18 protein-coding genes are annotated in these 21896 nt (G+C 73.2%); 16 read left to right on the top strand and 2 right to left on the bottom strand.

Features of this window, described 5'->3' with window-relative positions; translation table 11 throughout:
* Nucleotides 1-51 precede the first annotated feature (51 nt).
* Nucleotides 52-1806, top strand: a complete 1755-nt coding sequence (locus FRCN3DRAFT_RS0237930; RefSeq protein WP_342436361.1) for a cytochrome c biogenesis protein CcdA — start codon at nucleotides 52-54, stop codon at nucleotides 1804-1806.
* Here the strand turns inward: FRCN3DRAFT_RS0237930 and FRCN3DRAFT_RS0237925 are convergent.
* A complete protein-coding gene (locus tag FRCN3DRAFT_RS0237925; protein WP_007510605.1) occupies nucleotides 1793-2725 on the bottom strand; it encodes a carotenoid biosynthesis protein in 933 nt (310 codons plus the stop codon). The two genes, FRCN3DRAFT_RS0237930 and FRCN3DRAFT_RS0237925, sit on opposite strands and share 14 nt — an antisense overlap.
* A gap of 113 nt (nucleotides 2726-2838) precedes the next feature.
* Between FRCN3DRAFT_RS0237925 and FRCN3DRAFT_RS0237920 the strand changes: the two genes are divergently transcribed.
* Genes FRCN3DRAFT_RS0237920 through FRCN3DRAFT_RS0237910 form a run of 3 tightly spaced genes read left to right on the top strand, consistent with a single transcriptional unit; the run spans nucleotide 2839 to nucleotide 4419 of the window.
* Entirely contained in the window at nucleotides 2839-3255 is a 417-nt protein-coding gene (locus FRCN3DRAFT_RS0237920) for a helix-turn-helix transcriptional regulator (RefSeq protein WP_027141300.1), read from the top strand.
* A gap of 49 nt (nucleotides 3256-3304) precedes the next feature.
* Nucleotides 3305-3736 (top strand): VOC family protein, encoded by a 432-nt coding sequence (locus tag FRCN3DRAFT_RS0237915; RefSeq protein WP_007510609.1) that lies wholly within the window; start codon nucleotides 3305-3307, stop codon nucleotides 3734-3736.
* A gap of 56 nt (nucleotides 3737-3792) precedes the next feature.
* Nucleotides 3793-4419, top strand: a complete 627-nt coding sequence (locus FRCN3DRAFT_RS0237910) for a maleylpyruvate isomerase family mycothiol-dependent enzyme (RefSeq protein WP_007510611.1) — start codon at nucleotides 3793-3795, stop codon at nucleotides 4417-4419.
* Here FRCN3DRAFT_RS0237910 and FRCN3DRAFT_RS0237905 read toward each other — a convergent pair.
* The gene (locus tag FRCN3DRAFT_RS0237905) at nucleotides 4416-5261 is read right to left on the bottom strand and encodes a LysR family transcriptional regulator (RefSeq protein ID WP_007510613.1); all 846 of its coding nucleotides are present in this window, start codon (nucleotides 5259-5261) and stop codon (nucleotides 4416-4418) included. The two genes, FRCN3DRAFT_RS0237910 and FRCN3DRAFT_RS0237905, sit on opposite strands and share 4 nt — an antisense overlap.
* A gap of 92 nt (nucleotides 5262-5353) precedes the next feature.
* Between FRCN3DRAFT_RS0237905 and FRCN3DRAFT_RS0237900 the strand changes: the two genes are divergently transcribed.
* From FRCN3DRAFT_RS0237900 to FRCN3DRAFT_RS0237840, 12 genes are all read left to right on the top strand, one after another.
* Nucleotides 5354-6712, top strand: a complete 1359-nt coding sequence (locus FRCN3DRAFT_RS0237900) for an FAD-binding oxidoreductase (protein ID WP_007510615.1) — start codon at nucleotides 5354-5356, stop codon at nucleotides 6710-6712.
* A 624-nt stretch (nucleotides 6713-7336) separates the two neighbouring features.
* Nucleotides 7337-8110, top strand: coding sequence for an alpha/beta hydrolase (locus tag FRCN3DRAFT_RS0237890; RefSeq protein WP_007510617.1), 774 nt, complete (start codon nucleotides 7337-7339; stop codon nucleotides 8108-8110).
* A gap of 104 nt (nucleotides 8111-8214) precedes the next feature.
* Nucleotides 8215-9423, top strand: a complete 1209-nt coding sequence (locus FRCN3DRAFT_RS0237885) for an LLM class flavin-dependent oxidoreductase (protein ID WP_007510618.1) — start codon at nucleotides 8215-8217, stop codon at nucleotides 9421-9423.
* Complete coding sequence (locus tag FRCN3DRAFT_RS0237880) at nucleotides 9420-10640, top strand: acyl-CoA dehydrogenase family protein (protein ID WP_007510620.1); 1221 nt, start codon at nucleotides 9420-9422, stop codon at nucleotides 10638-10640. Before FRCN3DRAFT_RS0237885 ends, FRCN3DRAFT_RS0237880 begins: the two co-directional genes overlap by 4 nt.
* 162 nt (nucleotides 10641-10802) lie before the next feature.
* Nucleotides 10803-12488 (top strand): ABC transporter substrate-binding protein, encoded by a 1686-nt coding sequence (locus tag FRCN3DRAFT_RS0237875; protein WP_007510621.1) that lies wholly within the window; start codon nucleotides 10803-10805, stop codon nucleotides 12486-12488.
* Nucleotides 12489-12627: 139 nt separating this feature from the next.
* The gene (locus tag FRCN3DRAFT_RS0237870; RefSeq protein WP_007510623.1) at nucleotides 12628-13617 is read left to right on the top strand and encodes an ABC transporter permease; all 990 of its coding nucleotides are present in this window, start codon (nucleotides 12628-12630) and stop codon (nucleotides 13615-13617) included.
* Nucleotides 13614-14591, top strand: coding sequence for an ABC transporter permease (locus tag FRCN3DRAFT_RS0237865; protein WP_007510625.1), 978 nt, complete (start codon nucleotides 13614-13616; stop codon nucleotides 14589-14591). Before FRCN3DRAFT_RS0237870 ends, FRCN3DRAFT_RS0237865 begins: the two co-directional genes overlap by 4 nt.
* Nucleotides 14588-16363, top strand: a complete 1776-nt coding sequence (locus tag FRCN3DRAFT_RS0237860) for a dipeptide ABC transporter ATP-binding protein (protein WP_007510627.1) — start codon at nucleotides 14588-14590, stop codon at nucleotides 16361-16363. Before FRCN3DRAFT_RS0237865 ends, FRCN3DRAFT_RS0237860 begins: the two co-directional genes overlap by 4 nt.
* Entirely contained in the window at nucleotides 16353-18185 is a 1833-nt protein-coding gene (locus FRCN3DRAFT_RS0237855) for an ABC transporter ATP-binding protein (protein WP_007510629.1), read from the top strand. Before FRCN3DRAFT_RS0237860 ends, FRCN3DRAFT_RS0237855 begins: the two co-directional genes overlap by 11 nt.
* On the top strand, nucleotides 18163-20046 hold the full coding sequence (locus FRCN3DRAFT_RS0237850; RefSeq protein ID WP_007510631.1) for an ABC transporter ATP-binding protein: 1884 nt from the start codon (nucleotides 18163-18165) through the stop codon (nucleotides 20044-20046). Before FRCN3DRAFT_RS0237855 ends, FRCN3DRAFT_RS0237850 begins: the two co-directional genes overlap by 23 nt.
* A complete protein-coding gene (locus tag FRCN3DRAFT_RS0237845) occupies nucleotides 20043-21134 on the top strand; it encodes an LLM class flavin-dependent oxidoreductase (RefSeq protein WP_007510633.1) in 1092 nt (363 codons plus the stop codon). Before FRCN3DRAFT_RS0237850 ends, FRCN3DRAFT_RS0237845 begins: the two co-directional genes overlap by 4 nt.
* A gap of 143 nt (nucleotides 21135-21277) precedes the next feature.
* The gene (locus FRCN3DRAFT_RS0237840; RefSeq protein ID WP_007510635.1) at nucleotides 21278-21799 is read left to right on the top strand and encodes a flavin reductase family protein; all 522 of its coding nucleotides are present in this window, start codon (nucleotides 21278-21280) and stop codon (nucleotides 21797-21799) included.
* Nucleotides 21800-21896: the final 97 nt, after the last annotated feature.

Here is a 21896-nt window from a genome sequence, read left to right as displayed (position 1 = left end):
ATCTAGCATCGCGACGCGGCGAGGACGTCGCCGCGGGGTCTCGCGGGCAGGCTGCCGGGTGGGAGGTCTGCGCTGATCACGCTCGTTCTGATCGGGGTCGTCGGCGGGATCATCACCGGCATCTCGCCCTGCGTCCTGCCCGTCCTGCCGGTGGTCTTCCTCGCCGGCGGCGTCCAGGGCACACGACCCGGGCAACCCGTTACCGCGGCGGAAGAGACCACGGCGGAAGAGCCGGACAGGGCCGCGCGGCGCGCGAGCCGACGGCCCTACTTCGTGGTCGCCGGGCTCGCTCTCAGTTTCAGCGCCTTCACGCTCCTGGGAACGCTGGTGCTCAGCGCCCTGCCCCTTCCGAAGGACATCGTGCGCTGGGCCGGGCTCGTCGCCCTCATCCTGCTCGGCGTCGCCATGATGTTCCCGACCGTGCAGCACCTGCTCGAACGGCCGTTCTCCCGGATCGGTCAACGCCAGGTCACCGGCGAGCGCGGCGGGTTCGCCCTCGGCCTGGCGCTCGGGGCCGTCTACGTGCCGTGCGCCGGCCCGGTGCTCGCGGCGATCACCGTCGCCGGCGCCACCGGCATGATCGGGGTGCGCACGGTGGCGCTCACCGTGGCCTTCGCCTGCGGGACCGCGTTGCCGCTGCTCGGGTTCGCGCTGGCCGGCCGCGGGGTCGCCGAGCGCGTCCGTGCCTTCCGGGACCGCGAACGCGGCATCCGGATCGCCGCCGGCGCGGTGATGATCGCGCTGGCGGTGGCGCTGACGTTCAACGTCACCGACGCGTTGCAGCGAACGGTCCCCGACTACACGGCCAGCCTGAACGATGATCTCGGCGGCTCCGGCGCCTCGGGGCTGCTCGGGTCCGGCCAGTCCGAGGGGCTGGCGGTCTGTGCGCGCAGTCCGGAGCCGACCCTGCAGGACTGCGGCAAGGCACCGGAGATCGCCGGAATCCAGCAATGGCTGAACACCCCGGCCGGTGCGCCGGTGAACGCGAGCGATCTGGCCGGCAAGGTGGTTCTGGTCGACTTCTGGGCATACTCCTGCATCAACTGCCAGCGTGCGATCTCCCACGTCCAGTCCTGGTATTCCGACTACCAGAAGGACGGCCTGGTGGTGATCGGCGTACACACCCCGGAGTACGCCTTCGAGCAGGTCGGGGCGAATGTGGCCGCCGGTGCGAGGAGACTGCACATCACCTATCCGGTCGCGTTGGACAACGACTACACGACCTGGAACAACTTCGGCAACAATGCCTGGCCCGCCGAGTACCTCATCGACGCGACCGGTCAGGTGCGGCACGTCGCGATCGGGGAGGGGGATTACTCCACCACCGAGTCGCTGATCCGCCAGCTCCTCACCGCCGCCCACCCCGGAGTCGCCCTGCCAACCGGCACCGAGGTCGCCGACACCACACCCGACAATCCGCACCAGACGCCCGAGACCTACCTCGGTACGGCACGGGCGAACAACGGCGTCCAGGATCCACTGGGCTCAGGTTCCAGAACCTTCACCTACCCGGGGGCCGTCCCCGACGACATGTTCGCGCTCACGGGCACCTGGACCGTCGACGAGGAATCCATCACCGCCGAGAAGGACGCCGGCATCAAGCTGAGCTTCTTCGCCAGCGCCGTCTACCTCGACGTCGGCGGCACCGGCACGATCACCACCTCCGTGGACGGGAGGACAACCACCCACCAGGTCTCGGGCGCACCCAACATCTACACGCTGGTCGAGAACCCGTCGCCGCGGAATGACACCGTGACGGTCACCCTGTCGCCGGGCCTGACCGCCTACTCCTTCACCTTCGGCTGATCGCGGCGGTCGCTCTGACGGTGGCGGTCGCTCTGGCGGTGGCGGTCGCTCTGACCAGGGCCAGGGTGGCGGTGAATCCCAATGTCATCAGGCCCGTCACGAACGCGGACCCGTAGATGTCGGCGATCACGAAGGTCCGGCCACCCACCGTCACCTCGCCGGGAGGCCGGGACAGGCACAACCCGAGCAGCGGAAGGACGGGCAGCGCCCACACCACGCTCGGGAGCACCCGGCAGGCTCGGCCGGCCGGCGGTGCCGCCGCGGAAACCCTCGGTTCGACGAGCGCGAAGACCTGGGAGATGATCCAGCCGGTGAGGAGCCACCCGAGGAAGTTCGAGACGGGCACTCCGAAGTAGCCACCGGGATCGTCGTACCGGTACTGGGACCTCACCGTGGCGAACACCGCGTCGAACGTGAAGTCCCAGCCGGTGAGGATCACCGTCGCGACGAGCGGCGTGGTGAGGCGCTCGGCGCCCGCCGGCCGATGTGGGTCGCCGCGCACGATGACGCAGGCCAGCACCCACGCGATCCAGCCATAGGCGAAATAGGCCGACGGCACCACGAGTGGAATATCGAGAAGGCGCGGCCCGCCGGTGAAGTGCTCGTAGTGCCCGAAGGGGAACCCGGACGCGACGCTGCTCGCCTCCAAGGCGAACGCCACGACATAGCTGATCAGAAAGTACGTGCCGACACCACGCCAGCCCACCCACAGCGAACCGTGCACCACGCTGAACAGCAACGCGACGCCGGGCAGCGCGTCCATGGCCGCGTCGCCGACCGCTCCACCCGCCCCCACCGCCCCACCGACGGCGATCACCAGCGCGATCAGCGCGACGACCCAGAGGATCAGGGCGCGCACACGTCCCGCGGGGCTACCGCCGCCCGCTCCCGAGGCCGCGTCGATGCCCGCGTCAGTCATCCGTAGTCGCCTCTCCTGAACCTCGATAGATATACATATTTTATACGTTCCGAGGTCGGTGTGGCGACGGCCGGTGGTCGAGGGTCGATGGCCCGCCGGGTGATACTTCGGGTGTGGTGCCGCGTTCCCGTCATCTGCTGCGGGCCAGGGATCTTGCCGACGGCCGGTACTTCGAGGAGCTCACCGTGGCGGACCTGGCGCGGGCCGCCGGACTGTCACCCGCCTACTTCAGCCGTGAGTTTCGGCGGGTGTTCGGCGAGTCGCCGCACCAGTACCTGCTGACCCGCCGCCTGGAACGCGCGGCGGCGCTGCTGCGCAACACGGACCGTCCCGTGACGGACATCTGCTTCGACGTCGGGCTCACCAGCGTCGGCTCGTTCATCACCAGTTTCCGGCGGGTGTACGGCGCGGCGCCGTCGGCATACCGCGCCAGCTTCCCGCCCGCGCGCCGCCACATCCGGATTCCGGACTGCGTCGCCCGGGCCTACGGACGGCCCGGACACCGCACGTTTGGAGAAGTCGAGACCTGACTCCCGCACATAGCGTCGCGCCCAGCCGACGTGCGACCAGGGAGTTCCGATGATCAAGATAGCCAACGCGCAGTTCTGGGTGCATGACCAGGACGAGGCGCTCGCCTTCTACACGAAGAAGCTCGGCTGGGAGGTGCGGGCGGACGTCACCATGGCGGAGTGGTCATTCCGCTGGCTCCTCGTCGGGCCACGCGACCAGCCAGAGGTCGGGCTCGTCCTGATGCCCGTCCCCGGGCCGCCGATGATCGACGCGGCCAGCAGCGAGGCACTCGCGGACCTGGTCGCCAAGGGCGCCGGCGGCACCCTGTTCCTGGAGACCGACGACTGCCAGGCCGCCTACGACGAGCTGTCCGCCCGGGGCGTCGCCTTCAACGACCCGCCGACGCCGCAGCCGTACGGCATCGACACGTCGTTCCGTGACCCGTCGGGCAACAACGTCCGACTCACCCAGGTCCTCGAGTTCTCCCCGGACCGCCACTGAGACGCCCCACGAAGGGGGCGCCGCATGAAGGAACGGGCGCAGCGAAGGAGACTCGAATGAAGGGCCCCGTGATGACGGACGATGGCAATCTGCAACTACTCGTGGCTGATGGTTACCTGACACTGGCCGATCTGCTCGGCTCGGTACCCGAGGAGGCGTGGGAGACGCCGTCACTGTGCGCGGGCTGGCGTGTCCGAGAGGTCGTGGCGCACCTGACCATGGCGGCCCGGTACTCCCCGGACGCGTTCCTGGCCGAGCTACGGGTCCGTGACTTCGACTTCCCGCGCCTGTCCGACGAGCTCGCCGGCCGTGACGCCGCGCTGCCCACCGCCGAACTCGTCGCGAATTTGCGTTCCGACGTCATGCGCCACTGGACGCCACCGGGCGGCGGCAGTCTCGGCGCGTTGACCCATGTGGTCATCCACGGGCTTGACGTGACGGTGCCGCTGGACGTGCCGCGGCGGTTCCCGGACGAGGCCATGGCCGTCGTGCTCGACGCCCTCGCCAAGGACGGCGGCTCCCGCCATTTCGGCGTCGACGCCGCCGGCCGCTCGCTGAGCGCCACCGATCTCGACTGGTCATCCGGCGCCGGCCCGCCGCTGCGCGGCCCGGCCGAGGACCTCGCCCTCGTGCTCAGCGGCCGGCGCCTCCCGCACTCTCGCCTGGCCGGCCAGCCCCTCTAGGACAGCAGGGCGTTCGCCGCCTCGGCGACGGCCGTCACCAGCGTGGCCGGGGCGCCGCGCCGGCCCCGGACGTGCAGGGGCTCGGGCTCGACCGTGGGGAGGTCGTCGCGCTGGCGCAGGCCCTCGGGCGGGGTGCCGACGTGGGCGAGCAGGGCGACGCCGAGCCCCGCCCGGGCGGCGTGCAGGACACCGGCCAGGTGGCCGGCCTCGCAGACGACCGAGGCCTCCATCCGGTTGTCGCGCAGGATCTGGAGGGCCCGGCGGCGGATGGTGCACGGCTCGTCGATGACGACGAGCGGTACGGCGCCGCGCGGCGGCTGCCACTCCGGCGCCGCGTACCAGGCCAGCGGCAGCGCGCCGGCCGGGTGGCCGTCGCGCCCCCGGACGTCGCCGATGAACAGCGAGGCGTCGATGGCACCCTCGTCGAGCCGGTCGTTGAGCTGCCTGCCGCGGTCGATGCGGAAGCGCACCGCGTGGTCGGGGAAGCCTGACCGCAGCCGGGCGGTGATCGAGGGGAGCAGCAGGTCGGCGGCGTGCTCCGTCGAGCCGATGACGAGGGTGCGCTCGGCGTCGTCGGCCCTGCGCAGGCGCTCGAGGGCGTCGTCGTGCGCGGCGAGGATCTTGCGGGCCTCCGCGAGGAGCAGCTCGCCGTCGGAGGTGAAGCGGGCGCTGTTGCCGTCGCGGCGCACCAGCGGGCGTCCGCACACCTGCTCGAGGCGCCGGACGTGCTGGCTGACCGCCGACTGGGACAGGTGCAGGCTGTCGGCGGCGCGGCGGAAGCCGCCCGAGTCGGCAATGGACGTGAGGCTGCGCAGTGCGATTATGTCCAGTATCCCGACCATGCCGATAGGGTAGCTGTGATTCTGTTTTGTAATCAGTGTGATGTGGATGTTGATCGTGCCCGTCCGGCGACTGCCGGGTCCGCGGGGGCGCGATGACGGCCTGGCTGGACGGCCTGCCCCCGCATGACGACGTCGACTGGCGGACGGACCCGGCGGTGCTCGACGCGCACCGCTTCGACCGGTCGGGCTGGACGCCCGAGGTCCGCCCGGCCGTGGTGGCGTCCGTGCGCGGCGTCGCCGGCGTTCAGCACGTCCTGCGCCTCGCGCACCGGACCGCGACGCCGGTGGTGGCCCGCGGCGCGGGGACCGGGCTCGCCGGGGCGGCGACGGCCGCCGACGGCGGGATCGTGCTCGACCTGACCCGCCTGAACCGCGTCGTGGACGTCATCGAGCAGGACGAGCTCGCGATCGTCGAACCGGGCGTGCTGACCGCCGACCTCGACCGGGAGGCGCAGCGCCACGGGCTGCGCTACGCGCCGGACCCCGCCAGCGTCGAGATCTCGACCATCGGCGGCAACATCGCCACCAACGCCGGCGGTCTGCGGTGCGCGAAGTACGGCGTCACCCGCGACGCCGTCCTCGGCCTCGACGTGGTCCTCGCCGACGGGCGCCTCATCCACACCGGGCGCCGCGCGATCAAGGGTGTCACCGGCTACGACCTGACCAGCCTGTTCGTGGGCTCGGAGGGGACGCTCGGGGTGATCGTCGGTGCCACCCTGCGGCTGCGGCCCATCCCGGCCGCCACCGCCACGATCTGCGCCTACCTGCCCGACGCGGCCAGCGCCTTCGCGGCCGTCCGCGCGGTCCGTGCGGCCGGGGTGGTGCCGGCGGTCGCCGAGTTCATCGACGCGGCGACGCTCGAGCGTATCGACGAGCATCTGGGCACCAGCCTGCGAGCCAGGGGCGCCGCGTTCCTGCTGATGCAGACCGACGGCGCGGCGGCCGAGGTGGAGGCCGAGCGGGCCGCGCGGGAGCTGCGCGGGTACGCGACCGACCTCGAGATCAGCAACGACCCGGTCGAGGGCGCGCGGATGACCGCGGTGCGCCGCGCGGCGCTGCCCGCGCTGGAGCGCGTCGGGCGGGTGCTGATCGAGGACATCAGCGTCCCTCGCTCCCGGCTGCCCGCGGCGGTGGAGGCGGTGCGCGCCGCCGCGGCGGCGACCGGGACGTCGATCCACACGTTCGCGCACGCCGCGGACGGCAACCTGCACCCGATCATCGTCCTGGCCGAGGGCCAGGAACCGTTCGACCCGGCCGTCCAGGAGGCCGCGGACAGCATCTTCCGCGCCGCGCTCGACCTGGGCGGGACGGTGAGTGGCGAGCACGGCGTGGGAGTGCTCAAGCGCCGCTGGATGCACGCCGAGCTGGGCGAGGACGTCGACGCGATACAGCGCCAGATCAAGAGCGTCTTCGACCCGAAGGGCATCCTCAACCCGGGCAAGGCCATCTGACCTCGGCCCGCCCGGGCGTCGGCGGACCGCGCGTCGGCGGACCGCGCGTCGAGGGACTCGTTCGTGGCCGTCGGTCGGCCGCCGCGACGCCGCCGGCGCCGGTGATAAGCGGGTGCGATCGGTGCGATCGCGAATCGTCGCTGGCCAGACGGGCAAATACCAATTATGTTTACCGGCATGGTCGAGATTGGCAGCGAGCGCCGCGCGGTGCCGCGGCCTGCCGCTGTGGGCCCGGCCATGTCTGTCTGCGCGTCCCAGGGACGCCTCACCCGCCGGCGCGTGATCGACTTCATGCGCTGCGGCACCATGTGCTGTCACTGACAGCTGACGCCCCGGGTTCCTGCCGGATCGGCGGAGCCGATCTGGGAGGTCGGACGTCTGCCGCGCCGGCGCGCGGCCAGTTCCGCTACCGCCCCTAGACCGCCTCGCCACCGAGCCAGGCGGTCGGTGCGCTGCCCCGCGCCCGCCGTTCTCGCGGCGGCCGCTTCCCCGGCCTTGCCCGATGCCACTGCCATGCCATGCCACTGCCATGCCCATCGCCGTGGCCGATGCCCACTGCCATGCCCGACGCCGTTCCGCGGCGCGGTGTCGCATGCCGCCGCCACTCTCGACGAAAGGTTCGTCATGACCCTCGCCCAGGAGGCCACGGTTCTCAGCTGGCACGAGCCCAGCGGGCCGGCGCTGCGCGGCACGCTGGTCGTGCTGCCGGGACGGGGCGAGTCCCCGCGGGTGTACGACCGGTTCGGCCTCCGCCTGGCCACCGACAGCTACCGCGTGCACGCGGTGACGGCCCCGGGCGACGACCCGGACAGGGCACGCGACGAGCTGCTCGGCGTGCTCGAGGCCGCGGACGCCGACGCGCCCCGGGTCGTCGTCGGCTCGGACGCCGGCGCGGCCTACGCCGCCCACCTGGCGGCGAGCGGACAGCTCGACGGGGTGGCCGCGCTGGTGCTCGCCGGCCTGCCGACGGGGTCCGCCGCGCAGCCGGCCCGCGACTGGGACGAGGAGCTGGCGGTCCGCACCGCCTGCGGAACCCACCGGGGACGGATCAGCGAGGCCGGGGTGCGCCGGGCGGCGCTGTTCGCCGACCTGCCCGCCGACTGGTTCGACCCGGCCACCCCCGGCAAGCTCCACCTGCCCGTGCTGGGCCTGCATGGCCGCAACGACCTGCTCAGCCCGGTCGTGGAGGCGCGTCGCTGGTACGCGTCCGCGCCGTCGGCCGAGCTGGTGACCATCGTCGGCGGCCTGCACGACGCGCTCAACGACCAGACGCACCGGACCGTCGCCGCCGTCGTCGTGCAGTTCCTCGAGCGGCTGCGCGGGGGTGCCGGACTGGCCCCGATCGCGGTGGCCGAGCCGCTGGACGAGCTGGTCACGCGCGGCGAGACCGGCGCCTGACCGGCCCGGCGCCGCCCGACGCCTTCGAACCTGGCCAACGCTCGCCCGCCCTGACCCGCGCCGTCGTGACCTCGCTGAGACTCCGAACGTCGAGAGGACCTTCCATGACCGTGCCCGACTTCGACTCGGCCATCCCCGTCACCGCCGCGCCCGAGGTGGAGTTCATCAGCCTCTCGCACCTGAACCCGTCGACGGAGCTGAACCCGATCCCGACCCGCGGCGTCGACCTGGCGTACTTCCGCCGCTACGTCGCCGCCCTGGAGGACGGTGGCTACGACTACACGCTGCTGCCCTACGGCTCGAGCAGCGCCGACTCGTTCGTCGTCGCCAGCGCGGTCGGCCAGCTCACCGAGCGGATCCGCCCCATCGTCGCGCTGCGGCCGAACACCACGTTCCCGACCGTCGGCGCGCAGAAGCTCGCCACCCTCGACCAGCTGACCGAGGGGCGCGCCGTCGTGCACCTCATCTCCGGCGGCAACGACGCGGAGCAGGCCCGCCAGGGCGACTACCTGCCGAAGGAACGGCGCTACGCCCGCACCTCGGAGTACATCGACGTCCTGCGCCGGTCGTGGACCGAGCCCGCGCCCTTCAGCCACGACGGCGAGTTCTACCGGTTCGACGACTTCGGGCCGGGCTTCGCGCCCTACGAGTCGCCGATCCCGATCTCGATCGGCGGCCAGTCCGACGAGGCGTTCCAGGTGGGCGGCGAGAAGGCGGACATCTTCAGCTTCTGGGGTGAGCCGCTCGACGACCTGCGCGCCGAGATCGAGCGGGTGAACGCGATCGCCCGCGCCTCCGGGCGGACGACCCTGCCGCGGATCTGGGTGACCTTCCGCCCGATCATCGCGAGGACCGACCAGCTGGCCTGGGAGAAGGCGCACGACTACGTCGCCAAGGTCGCCGACAGCTTCCAGAAGTACGCCGGGCGGATGATCGGCAAGGGGGCGCCGCAGAACGTCGGCTCGAAGCGCGCGCTCGCGTTCGCGGACCGCTCCGAGCTCTACGACCGCGCGCTGTGGACCAAGACCGCCGCCGTCACGGGCGCCGCCGGCGCCTCGACCGCGCTGGTCGGGTCGCCCGAGACCGTCGCCGCCGCGATCGTCGACTATGTCGACCGCGGCGCGTCGCTCGTCTCGATCCGGGGGTACGACACCCTCGCCGACGCGGTGGACTACGGCCGGTACGTGCTGCCGCTGGTCCGCGAGGAGATCGCCCACCGCAAGGCGACCGGCCGCCGCGGCGCCCTGCAGGCCGAGCATCTCGGCAACTACGGCGCGGAGTACTCCCAGTACGCGACGGCGGGCCAGGCATGACCACGGCCACCAGCGGCGTGCGGGTCGAGAGCTCGGCCGAGCCGGCGGTGTATGACCTCCCGGTCCCCGACCTGTCGGCGGAGGCGCTCGCCGCGGTGACCGCCGAGATCGCCGAGACGGCCGCGGAGTACGACCGCACGGGCGAGACGCCGTGGAAGGGGCTCGACGTCGCGTACCGCGCGGGCCTGCTCACCGCCACCGTCGGCCGGCGGTACGGCGGCCCGGAGGTCGGCCAGCGCGACCTGGTCCGGATCCTCACGGCCATCGGCGAGGGCGACGCCTCGGTTGGCCTGCTCGCGTCCAACCTGCTGATGAGCCACGCTGGCCAGGCCATCCACCCGCACTGGCCGGTGGCGTACTACGACGACCTGCTGCGCCGTTCCCTGGACGGCCCGGCGCTGGTCAACGCGATCCGCGCCGAGCCGGAGCTGGGTGCCCCGGCCCGCGGCGGCATCCCGAAGACCACCGCGACCCGCACGGCCGACGGCTGGGTGCTGCGCGGGCACAAGGCCTACGGCAGCGGCGGCGAGGCGCTGGCCTACCACGTCGTCTGGGCGGTCGCCGACGAGTCGGGCGGCGACCCCGCGCGGCCCCGCGTCGGCCACGTGATCGTCCCGGGCGGCCTTCCCGGCATCCGCTGGGTCGGGACCTGGGACCACCTGGGCCTGCGCGCCACCCACACCGACGACGTGATCTACGAGAACGTGGAGCTTCCCGCCGACGCGTTCGTCGAGATCCCCCGCGGGGCCGACGGGGTGTACCGGGACCCGGCGGCGATGGCCGGGCCGGGCGGCTTCGGCCACCCGGCGCTCTACGTCGGCGTCGCCAGGGCGGCCCGCGCGGCGTTCGCCGAGTTCGCCCGCTCGCGGGTGCCGTCCGCGCTCGGCCGGCCGATCGCGACGACCGAGCGGATCCAGTCGGTCGCCGGCGAGATCGACCTGCAGGTCGTCCAGGCGGAGACGCTGCTGCACGGCGCGCTGCTGCGGCTCGAGGCCGGCGACGCCGCACTCGTGCCCGAGCTGTCCGTCCTGAAGGCCGCGATCGCCCGCTCGGTGATCGCCGCGACCCAGACCGCGGTCGCGGCCCTCGGTAACCCGGGGCTGTCCCGGCACCACCCGCTGGAGCGCCACCTGCGCGACGCGCTCTGTATCCGGGTGCACCCGCCGCAGGAGGACGCCGCCCTGCTCGCGAGCGGCCGCCGCGTCCTCGGCGCCTGAGCGCGACCTGCGCGCCCTCGACGGTCCGCGTCCCCAAGCCCCCCGCGTCCCTGGCCCCGCGCGTGCTCGACCCCCGCACCACCCACCCTCAGCGCACCGCGTCCGTCCCTGCCGCGCACCTCATCCGACGTGCCGCGCACCTGGTTCCGAAAGGGCACCCGCATGACCATCCTGAGACGTCTGGCCCCAAGGGCCGGGCGCCGCCTTCCCCTCGCCGCCGCCGCCACCGCTGGGCTCCTCGCCCTGGCCGCCTGCGGCGGTGGGAACAACCAGGCGGCGACACCGGCCGGGAGCGAGCCCAGGACCGGCGGGACCCTGAAGGTCTCGTTCTTCCCTGACAACCCGGTCCTGTCCTGCATCGACCCGTTCCAGGTCTACTGGATCGAGCACCGCACGATCATCCGCAACTTCGCGGACTCCCTGACCGACCAGGACCCGAAGACAGGGAAGATCGTGCCCTGGCTCGCCAAGAGCTGGGAGATCAGCTCGGACGGCCTGACCTACACCTTCCACCTGCGCGACGGCGTCACCCTCAGCAACGGCAAGAAGGTCGACGCCCAGCTCGTCGCCGACGACACGGCGGGCTGGATCGCCACCGTGGCGGCGACCAAGGGCGCGGCTTACGGCGCCTCCTACATCCAGGGCCTGACCGGCGCGACCGTCGTCGACCCGCTGACCGTGCAGCTGCGCCTGAGCCAGCCGAACTCGGCGTTCCTGCAGGCCACGTCGACGACGAACCTGGCGATCACTGACCCGGCCGAGTATCAGCTCGCGCCCAAGGACCGCTGCACCGGCAAGGGGGTCGTCGGGTCGGGCCAGTTCGTCCTCGACCACTACACCCCGAAGGTCGAGACGGTCCTGACCAAGCGGCCGACGCCGTACAGCTGGCCGTCAGAGCTCGTCCAGAACAAGGGCGGCGCCTACCTGGACAAGGTCGTCTTCACCTACGTCGCCGAGGACAGCGTCCGTACCGGGAACCTGGTCAGCGGGGCGATCGACATCGCCTGGCCGCGCAACCCGTTCACGGTCCAGGACACCAAGCTGATCGAGAAGTCGGGTGACGTCGTCGAGAAGCGCCCGCTGCCGGGCGTCGCGGCCACCCTGTTCCCGAACACCGCGGCCGGGCACCCGCTGTCCGACCCGCAGGTCCGCAGGGCGTTCGTCAAGGCGATCGACCTGAAGACCTTCGCCTCGACGGTCTTCGGCCCGGACCACCCGGTGGTGCAGGGCGTCTTCGACTCGACGACGCCGTACTTCAGGTCCGAGGCGGCGAAGCTGGCCTACGACCCGGCGGGCGCGCAGAAGATCCTCGACGCGGCCGGCTGGGCGGTCGGCAAGGACGGGTTCCGGTTCAAGGACGGCAAGGAGCTGACGGTCGACTACCCGCTCGCCCAGGGCAGCGTCGGCGGCGAGCTGCTGCAGGCGCAGCTGAAGAAGGTCGGCATCAACCTGGCCCTGCGCCAGCTCACGCCGGCGCAGCAGTCGACGTATGTCGCGAACGGCGACTACGACCTGACGAGCACCTACTTCACCCGGGCGAACCCCGGCGCGCTGCAGTTCATCCTGAACCCGGACGTGGCCAACTCCAAGGCGTTGGCGAACCAGTCGGCGTCGCCCGTGGCCATCGCCCACCTCCAGGAGCTGTTCAGGCAGGCCCTGCAGACCACTGACGAGACCAAGACCGCCAAGGCCTACGCCGACCTGCAGGACTACCTGATCGACGAGGGCATCTCCTTCCCGCTGTTCGAGCGGGTGCAGACCGCCGGCGTCTCCAGCCACCTCCACGGCTTCGCGTTCACCTCGGAGAGCTTCCTGCGGCTCAACGACGTGTGGAAGGACAACAGCTAGTTCCCGCCGCCGCCCGCCCGGCCTTCCCCGGGCGGGCGGCGGTACGCCGCGGACCCTCGTGAGGGAGCCCAAGCACGGGCCAAGGGGTGCGCGATCATGGCGCAGCCGCGCGCCCGGCGGCCTCATTCCCGGAGTAAATATGACCAGATACATCGTCGGACGCGTCCTGCAGGCGATCGCCGTGCTGTGGGCCGCGTTCACGGTCACGTTCATGATCCTCTATCTGCTGCCGAGCGACCCGGTGAAGCTGCAGCTCGGCGCCGCCGGCATCGACGAGGACAGCCTCAGCGCCGAACAGGTGGCCGCGCTCAAGCACCAGTTCGGCCTCGACGAGTCCATCTGGGCGCAGTACTGGCACCACCTCGCGGGCGCGCTGCACGGTGACTTCGGCACCTCGCTGACCCAGCACGTCCCGGTCACCGAGCTGATCAGCCAACGGGTCGGCCAGACCCTGCTGCTGTCCGCGGGCGCCGCGGTCGTCTCGCTCGTCGCCGGCGCCCTGCTGGCCTACGTCGCGACGTTCGTGCGGTTCAACCCGCTGCGGGCCTTGCTGTCCCGGCTGCCGGCGCTGGGCGCGTCGTTCCCGCAGTTCTTCATCGCGCTGCTGCTCATCCAGTTCTTCTCGTTCAACCTGGGTCTCTTCCCGGCCACCGGCACGCAGGGCTTCGGCTCGCTGGTGATGCCGGTCGTGACGATCTCGCTGCTCACCTCGGCGCTGCTCGCGCAGGTGCTCATCAAGAGCTTCGAGGAGACGCTGCGCCAGCCCTACATCGTCACCGCGCGCGCCAAGGGGCTGTCCCGCTCGGCGGTCCACCTGCGGCACGCGTTCCGCAACGCCGCGCTGCCCGCGATGACGATCCTCGGCGTCCTCGTCGGCCTCACGGTCACCCAGTCGATCGTCGTCGAGACGGTCTTCACCCGCGAGGGCATCGGCCGGCTCGCCCAGCAGGCCGTGCTCTCCCAGGACGTGCCCGTGGTCCTCGGCATCGTCACCGTCGCGGCCGCCCTGTTCGTCCTCGTCAACCTCGTCGTCGACCTGCTCTACCCGCTGCTCGACCCGCGGATCTCGCACGCCCGCGGCGGCAAGGTGCGTGCCCCCGACGCCCCGGTGGAGGTCGGTTCCCTGTGACCGCGGACATCCAACTGATCTTCGAGCGGAACCCGGCCCTCGTGCCCACCGCCAAGCCCGGTGCCACCGCCACGACCGAGGCCACCGCCACGACCGGAGCCGACGCGGTCCGCGGCGGCGTGGACCGCGCCGAGCGGGGCGGCGGGCGCTGGGCCGGCGTGCGCGCGAACCTCGCGCAGCTCGCCCGCAAGCCGGTGTTCCTGGTGGCGCTGCTCTACGTGCTCTTCGTGGTCGTCTCGGCCTTCGCACCCGGCCTGTTCGCCCATCAGAGCCCCTTCGACACCCATCCCGAGCTGGCGGTCGCCCCGCCAAGCCGCCACCACCTGTTCGGCACCGACGTCTACGGCCGCGACCTGTGGAGCCGGATGCTGCACGGCTCGGCGCTGACCATCAAGGCGACCCTGATCGCGCTGGGCATCGCGGTCGTCGCCGGCCTCGCGCTCGGCGTCGTCGCCGGTTTCGTGGGCGGGTTCGTCGACGCGCTGCTCATGCGGATCGTCGACGTGCAGCTGGCGATCCCCGGCCTGCTGCTCGCGCTGTCCATCGTCACGGCGCTCGGCTACGGCACCGTGCCGGTCGCGGTCGCGGTCGGGGTCGGCATCATCCCCGGGTTCGCCCGTACGACCCGGGCCGAGGTGCTGCGGGTCAGGACGCTGCCGTACGTGGAGGCCGCGCGCGCCGGCGGCGCCTCCTGGGGACGGGTGCTGGTCCGTCACATCCTGCCCAACTCGTGGGGCCCGGTCGCGGTCCTCGTGGTGCTGGACGCCGGGGTCGCGATCATCGCGATCGCGTCGCTGAGCTTCCTCGGCTTCGGGGCCAAGCCGCCGGCCGCGGAGTGGGGAACCCTGATCTCCGACGGGCGCAGCTACCTGGTCACCGCGTCCTGGCTGAGCCTCCTGCCGGGCCTGTTCGTCGCGCTGCTGGTGCTCGCCCTCAACCACATCTCCAAGACGCTCCAGGAACTGGACCGATGACGGCCACCACCCTCGCCCCGGCCACCACCCCGTCCACCGAGGAAGGCCCGATCGTCGAGATCAGCGGCCTCGACGTCGGCTACGTCCGCCACCGCCGGGTGACACCGGCCGTAGTCGGACTCGACCTGACCATCGGCCGCGGGGAGATCGTCGCGATCGTCGGCGAGTCCGGCTCGGGCAAGACGACGACCGCCAGCGCCGTCATCGGCCTGCTGCCCGACAGCGGCCGGATCACCGCCGGCTCGGTCCTCGTCAACGGGATCGAGACGGCGGGGGCGAAGGAGGGGACGCTGCGCCCGCTGCGCGGCCGGGTCGTCGGCCTGGTCCCGCAGGACCCGATGGTCGGCCTCAACCCGACCCGGCGGGTCGGCGCCCAGATCGCCGAGGCGGTGAGACTGCGCGGCGTCACCGGCCCCGCTCTCGACGCCGAGGTCCTCGAGCTGCTCGGCCAGGCGGGCGTGCCCGACCCGGAGCTGCGGGCCCGCCAGTACCCGCACGAACTGTCCGGCGGCCTGCGCCAGCGGGTGCTCATCGCGATCGCGCTCGCCGGCAGGCCGAGGCTGATCATCGCCGACGAGCCGACCAGCGCCCTCGACGTCACCGTCGAGCGCAGGATCCTCGACCACCTGACCGGCCTGGTCCGCGAGCAGGGCATCTCGCTGCTGCTCATCACGCACGACCTGGCCGTGGCCGCCGACCGGGCCGACCGGGTCCTCGTCATGCGCGACGGCCGCGTCGTCGAACAGGGCGACCCGCGCACGATCCTGGTCTCGCCCCAGCAGGCGTACACCCGGGCGCTCATCGCCGCCGCCCCGGGGCTCGCGCACGGTGGCCGGGTCGTCCCGCGCTTCGACGTCCGGGGCGAGCCGGCACCCGAGCCCGTCCTGACCCTCACCGACGTCCGCAAGACGTTCGCGGCCGGCGACGCCCGCCGCGGCCAGCGCGGCTTCAACGCGCTCGACGGCGTCTCGCTCGCCGTGCCGCGCGGGCAGACCCACGCCCTGGTCGGCGAGTCCGGCTGCGGGAAGACGACCACGCTGCGGATCGCCCTCGGCCTCGAGACGCCGACCAGCGGCTCGGTCCTCCTCGACGGCACGGAGCTGGCCGGGTTGTCGTGGGGCCGGCTGCGGCCGCTGCGGCGCAAGGCCCAGATCGTGCACCAGAACCCGTTCGCGGCGCTCGACCCGAAGTTCACGATCAAACAGTCGATCATCGAGCCGCTGGTGGCGTTCCGGATCGGCGACCGGCGCAGCCGGCACCTGCGGGCCCTGGAGCTGCTCGACCAGGTGGCGCTGCCCGGGTCCTACCTCGACCGGCTGCCGACCGAGCTGTCCGGCGGCCAGCGCCAGCGGGTCGCCATCGCCAGGGCGCTGGCGCCGCGCCCCGACCTGCTCATGCTCGACGAGCCTGTCTCGGCCCTCGACGTCTCGGTCCAGGAGCAGATCCTGCGGCTGCTCACCGAGCTGCAGGCCGAGCTCGGCCTGTCCTACCTGTTCGTCTCCCACGACCTGGCGGTCGTCGCGGAGATCTCGCACACCGTCTCGGTGATGAGCCAGGGCCGCGTCGTCGAGCAGGGCCCGGTCGCCGAGGTGTTCACCAGTCCGCGAAGTCCGCACACCCGCGAGCTCATCGACGCGATCCCCGGCCAGCGCACCGCGGCGCTCGCGCTCGCGCGGGCCGTGGCCGAGCCCGTGGCCGAGCCGGTCGACGGCGCGCGGGCCGCCCACCAGCGGCTGGGGAAGGACACGCTCCTGGCAGCCGATGGCTCCTGACGGCCGCCGCGCCTCGGGGCTCGCCGCGCAGCTCGCCGGCGCGCGGGCGAACCCGGGGCCGGCGCTGGTCGCCACCGCCAGCGGGCTGCTCAACGGCGCCACCATGGTCGCCGGCGCGGCCGCCGTCGGGTGGTCCACCGACCACCTCGTCGTGCCGGCGCTGTCCGGGGGGCACGTGCCGGCGAGCGCGTGGTGGGTCAGCGCGCTGCTCATCGTCGGCATCTCCACCGTCCGATGGAGCACGATCTTCGTCCGCGGCGTCGCGACCGGCCGGGTGCAGTACCGGGCGCAGGCCGAGACCCGGCGCGCCGTGGTGCGCCGCTACCTCGAGCTCGACACGCACTGGCACCGCCGGCATCCGCCCGGCCAGCTGCTCGCCCGCGCGGTCTCCGACGTGGACGCGCTGTGGTCGCCGATGCAGTGGGCCTACTTCGCGTTCGGCATGGTCTTCATGCTGCTGCTGGCGCTGACAGAGCTGTTCTGGCGCGACGCGGCCCTCGGGCTCGTCGGTCTCGCGCTCGTCGTCGGCGTGCTGGGTCTCAACGTGCTCTACCAGCGCCTGCTCGCGCCGCGCGCCCGTGACGCGCAGTCCGCGCGCGGCGGTGTCGCCGGGGTCGCGCACGAGTCGATCGAGGGCGGGCCGGTGGTGCGCGCCCTGGGGCTCGCCGACGTCGAGGACGCCCGGTTCGCCCCCGGCGTGGAGCGGCTGCGGGTGGCCGACACCCGGATGGCGACGGTCAGCAGCCTGTTCGACCCGCTGCTGGAGCTGCTGCCGACGGCCGCGGTGCTCGCCGTGCTCGTGGTGGGTGCCCCGCGGGTGGCGCGCGGCGAGCTGACCGTCGGCGACCTCGTCGGCGTCGTCTACCTGCTGCTGACCATCTCCATCCCGCTCGCGGTGATCAGCCGGTTCCTCTCGATGCTGCCGATGTCGAGCGCGGGCCGCGACCGGGTCCGCTCGGTGCTGAGTGATCCGGACGTGGCCCGGTTCGGCCAGCGGCGCCTGACGGCGCGGCGCCCGGCACTGGTCGAGCTGCGCGGCGTCGGCGTCGTCCGGGCGGGGCCCGGTCAGCTCGGGCCAGCAACGGGCCACTGGCTGCTCGACGGCGTCGACCTGGTCTGCGAGCCGGGCACGATCACTGCCGTGGTCGGCGCGGTCGGCGCCGGCAAGACCACGCTGGTCGACCTCGTCGCCGGCCAGAGCCACCCGTCGCGCGGCACGGTGTGCCTCGACGGGGTGGACGGGCGGGAGCTGGCCAGGGGCGTCGTGCCGGCTGACGTCGCCGTCGTCTCGCAGAGCCCGTTCCTGTTCGCCGAGTCGATCCGGGACAACCTGGCGCTGTCCGGCCATCCTCGCGCGCGGCGCGACTACACCGACGACGAGCTGTGGCGCGCCCTGCGGTTCGCGGCCGCCGACGAGTTCGTCCGGGAGCTGCCGGACGGCCTCGACACCGTCGTCGGCGAGCGCGGCGCGACGCTGTCGGGCGGCCAGCGGCAGCGGATCTGCCTGGCCAGGGCGGTCGTGCGCGAGCCACGCCTGCTCGTGCTCGACGACGCCACCTCGGCGCTGGACCCGCGGGTGGAGCGGCAGGTGCTCACCGGGCTGGCCGAGCTGGTCGCCGCCGGCGGCCCGACCGTGGTCGTCGTCGCGAACCGGCCGGCGACCGTGGCGCTCGCCGACCAGGTGGTGCTGCTGCGCGCCGGGCGGGTGGCCGCGACCGGCAGCCACGAGCAGCTGCTGGCGGTCGAGGAGTACCGCCGCATCGTGACCGCGTACGACCGCGCCGGGGAGGTGGACGACGATGAGCCTGCCCACGTCCGCTGACCCTGTGTTCGCTGACCCCGTGTCCGTGTCCGCCGGCCCGGCGCCCGCACCGGGCCGGTACGGCCTCGCGGATCTCTCCGGCGTCGGCCCGCGGCGCCTCGTCGCCCTCGCCCTGCGCGCCTCGCCGGCGCTGCGCGAGGGGCTGGCCGGTACGGGCCTGCTGGCGCTGCTCGCCGGCGCCGGGCGGATCGTCGCGCCGCTCACGGTGCAGCGGGCGATCGACGCGGGCCTCACCCCGGACACGGCCGCCCCCGCGGCCGCGGTCGGGGCGGGGGCGCTGGTCGTCGCCGGCGTCTCGTCGGTACTGCTCAACCGGCGGCTGCAGACCCGGATCGAGCGGGCGCTCGCCGGCCTGCGCCGGGCCGGGCTGCGCCGCGTCCACGACATGGCGGCGACGACGGCCGAGGGCGTGCCCAGCGCCGACCTGGTCGCCCGGCTGACCAGCGACCTCGACCAGGTGACGACGTTCCTGCAGGGCGGCGGGATCCAGTCCGTCACCAACGCCGCCCAGCTGCTGATCGCGATGGTCATCATGCTCGTCTACAGCTGGGAGCTGTCGCTGCCGGTGCTGGTCCTGGCCGTGCTGCTCGTCGTCACCATGGTTCGCGTCCAGCGGGTGATCGCGGGCCGGTTCGACCGGGCGCGCCGCGACCTGTCGACGATGCAGAGCGCCGTGGCCGAGTCGGTCATCGGCGCGCCGGTGATCCGCTCCACCGGGACCGGCCAGCGGACCAGGGCCAGGCTCGACGACGCCGTCGACCGGGCCAGGGACAGCCTGGTGCGGACCCTGGTGCCGCTGCACGCCAACACCTCGATCGGCGAGCTGGCCATCTCGACCATGACGGTGGCGGTCATCCTCGGCGGGGTCTGGTGGGCGCGCGCCGGCGGCCCGGCGACGCCGCGGCTGACGGCCGGCGAGCTGGTCGCGATGGTGTTCCTGGTGACGTTCTTCGTCCGCCCGCTGCAGTTCCTCGTCCAGAGCCTGGGGGAGGCGCAGAACGCCCTCACCGGCTGGCGGCGCGCGCTGGAGCTCGTCACCACCCCGAGCGCCGAGGTGCGTGACGGCGTCGCGCTGCCACCGGGGCCCGTCGGCGTCGGCCTGGAGCGCGTCTCGGCGCGCTACGGCGACGGCGCGCTGGTGCTGCGCGACCTGAACGTCCGGATCGCGCCCGGCGAGCACGTCGCCGTCGTCGGGCGCACCGGCTCCGGCAAGTCGACGTTCGCCAAGCTGCTCACCCGCCGGATCGAGCCGGCCGCCGGGACGATCACGCTGTCCGGCGTCCCGCTCGACGAGATCGCCGACGCCTCGCTGCCGGGCCGGGTCGTCATCGTCCCGCAGGACCCGTTCCTGTTCGACGGCACGCTGCGGGCGAACATCGCGCTCGGCCACCCGGGCGCGACCGACACCGACGTGCTGGGCGTGCTCGACGAGCTGGGGCTGACGGAGTGGTTCGCCGCGCTGCCGGACGGCCTGGACACCCCGGTGGGGCTGCGCGGCGACCGCCTGTCGGTCGGGGAGCGCCAGCTCGTCGCCCTGGCCCGCACCGCGCTGGCCGGCCCCGACCTGGTCGTCCTCGACGAGGCGACGTCCGGCGTCGACCCGGCGACCGACGTGGCCGTCCAGCGGGCGCTGGGCGTGCTCACCCGCGACCGCACCACCGTCTCGATCGCCCACCGGATGACCACCGCCGCGTCGGCCGACCGGGTGCTCGTCTTCGCCGGCGGCCGGATCGTCCAGTCCGGCGCGCACCGCGAGCTGATCGGCCAGGAGGGCCCGTACCTCGGCCTCGTCGCCGCCTGGAACCAACGCCCCAGCCCCGATCGCCCCAGCCCCGACCTGTACGACCGGAGGATCGGATGACCACGCTCATCAGCCCCGAGCCGGCCGCGACGCGGGACCGCCGCCCGACGCGGCGGCTCGGGTTCAACACCCGCGTCTCCTTCCTCACCGGCGAGGCGGCCCGCGGCCTGCGCGAGGGCATCGAGCTGTTCAAGGTCGCCGAGGCGCTCGGGTACCAGTCCGGGTGGGCCTACCAGCGGCACTTCGACAACTACCTCTCGTCGCCGCTGCCGTTCTTCGCGGCCGCCGGCCAGCACACCACGCGCATCACCCTGGGCAGCGCGGTCATCCCGATGCGCTACCAGGACCCGATCCTGCTGGCCGAGGCCGCCGGCACCGCCGACCTGCTCACCGGCGGGCGGCTGCAGCTGGCCTTCTCCAGCGGCACCGACGCCTGGGACGACGTCTTCGGGGATGTCGCGACCGACGCCCGCACCGAGGGGCAGCGGCGCCTCGCCCGGTTCCTCGCCGGCGTCGCCGGCGAGACCCTGCACACCGTCACCGAGCCGCGCGGCCCCGCCGGGCCGGCGCCCGGCACCGAGCTGAGGGTGACCCCGCACAGCCCCGGCCTTCGTGACCGGATCTGGTACGGGTCGGGCCACGTCGCCTCGGCCATCCAGGCCGCCCGCCAGGGGCTGCGCCTCATCACCGGCACGATCCTGCACGAGGTGACCGACGAGTCGTTCCCCGTCTACCAGGCCAGGCTGATCGGGGAGTACCGCGCCGCCTGGACGGCCGCGCACGGCACACCGCCGCCGCCGGTCGCGGTCGCGGCCTCGATCCTGCCCGGGACGACGCCCGCGCTGCGCGAGACCTACGCGTCCTACGACCTGCAGCGGCGCACCGAGGGACCGGCCGCGTCCCGGCCGAAGGGGGCCCTGCGCCCGGCCCTGTCGGCCGAGCTGCCCGCGGGCTTCCTGATGAGCCCGGTCTACCACGGTGACCCGGAGGCCGTCGCCGAGGCCGTCCTGGCAGATCCGGGGCTCTCGGCCGCCGACGAGCTGGTGCTCTTCCCGCCGCCGGCCTTCGGCCTCGCGCAGAACGTCCGGCTGCTGACCGACCTGGCGCGCACGGTCGCGCCGGCGCTGGGGTGGACACCCGCCGGGTGAGCACCCCGTACCGCTGGCCTTCCGTACCGCTGACCTTCTGCGCCACTGACCTTCCGTATCGCTGGCCTTCCGCGTCCGGTCCCGCGCGGGAGCGCGTTCCTCGACTCCCTCTGTGTGCTCGCGCCTTCTCGACAGGAGAGACCATGGCTGTCCGCGACGCGACCGGATCGGTCACCGACGTCCCCTCGTTCACCGCCGTTCTGGGCCGGTTCGCCTCCGGCATCACCATCATCAGCTCCACCGCCGACGGGCGGCCCGTAGGCCTGACCTGCCAGTCGTTCTTCAGCCTGTCCGTCGACCCGCCGATGATCGCGTTCTCGGCCGCGCGGACCTCGACGTCCTATCCGGCGATCAGGCGGGCCGGCAGCTTCGTGGTCAACGTGCTCAGCGCCGACCAGCGAGACGTCAGCGCGGCCATGGGCCGCAGGGGCGCCGACAAGTGGGCCGGCGTCTGCTGGGAAGGCGCGGCCAGGACCGGCCACCCCGTGATCGCCGGCAGCCTGGCGCACCTGGAGTGCGAGCTCGCGGCCGAGTACGACGGCGGCGACCACGTGATCGTCACGGCGCACGTGGTCGGGCTCGGGCACGCCACCCACGAGACGGCGCGCCCGCTGCTCTACTACCGGTCCCGCTACCACGGGCTGGCCGAGCACCCGGACACCTGAGCCCGCCGACTCCCGCAACCGTGGCCGGCCCACGGCACGAGGTATCAGGATGGTTCCGCCGGCCAGCGGACGACCAGACCTGACGACCAGACCTGAC

Source organism: Pseudofrankia saprophytica (assembly GCF_000235425.2).
Lineage (GTDB): Bacteria > Actinomycetota > Actinomycetes > Frankiales > Frankiaceae > Pseudofrankia > Pseudofrankia saprophytica.
This window is presented reverse-complemented; position numbering and strand designations above follow the sequence as displayed.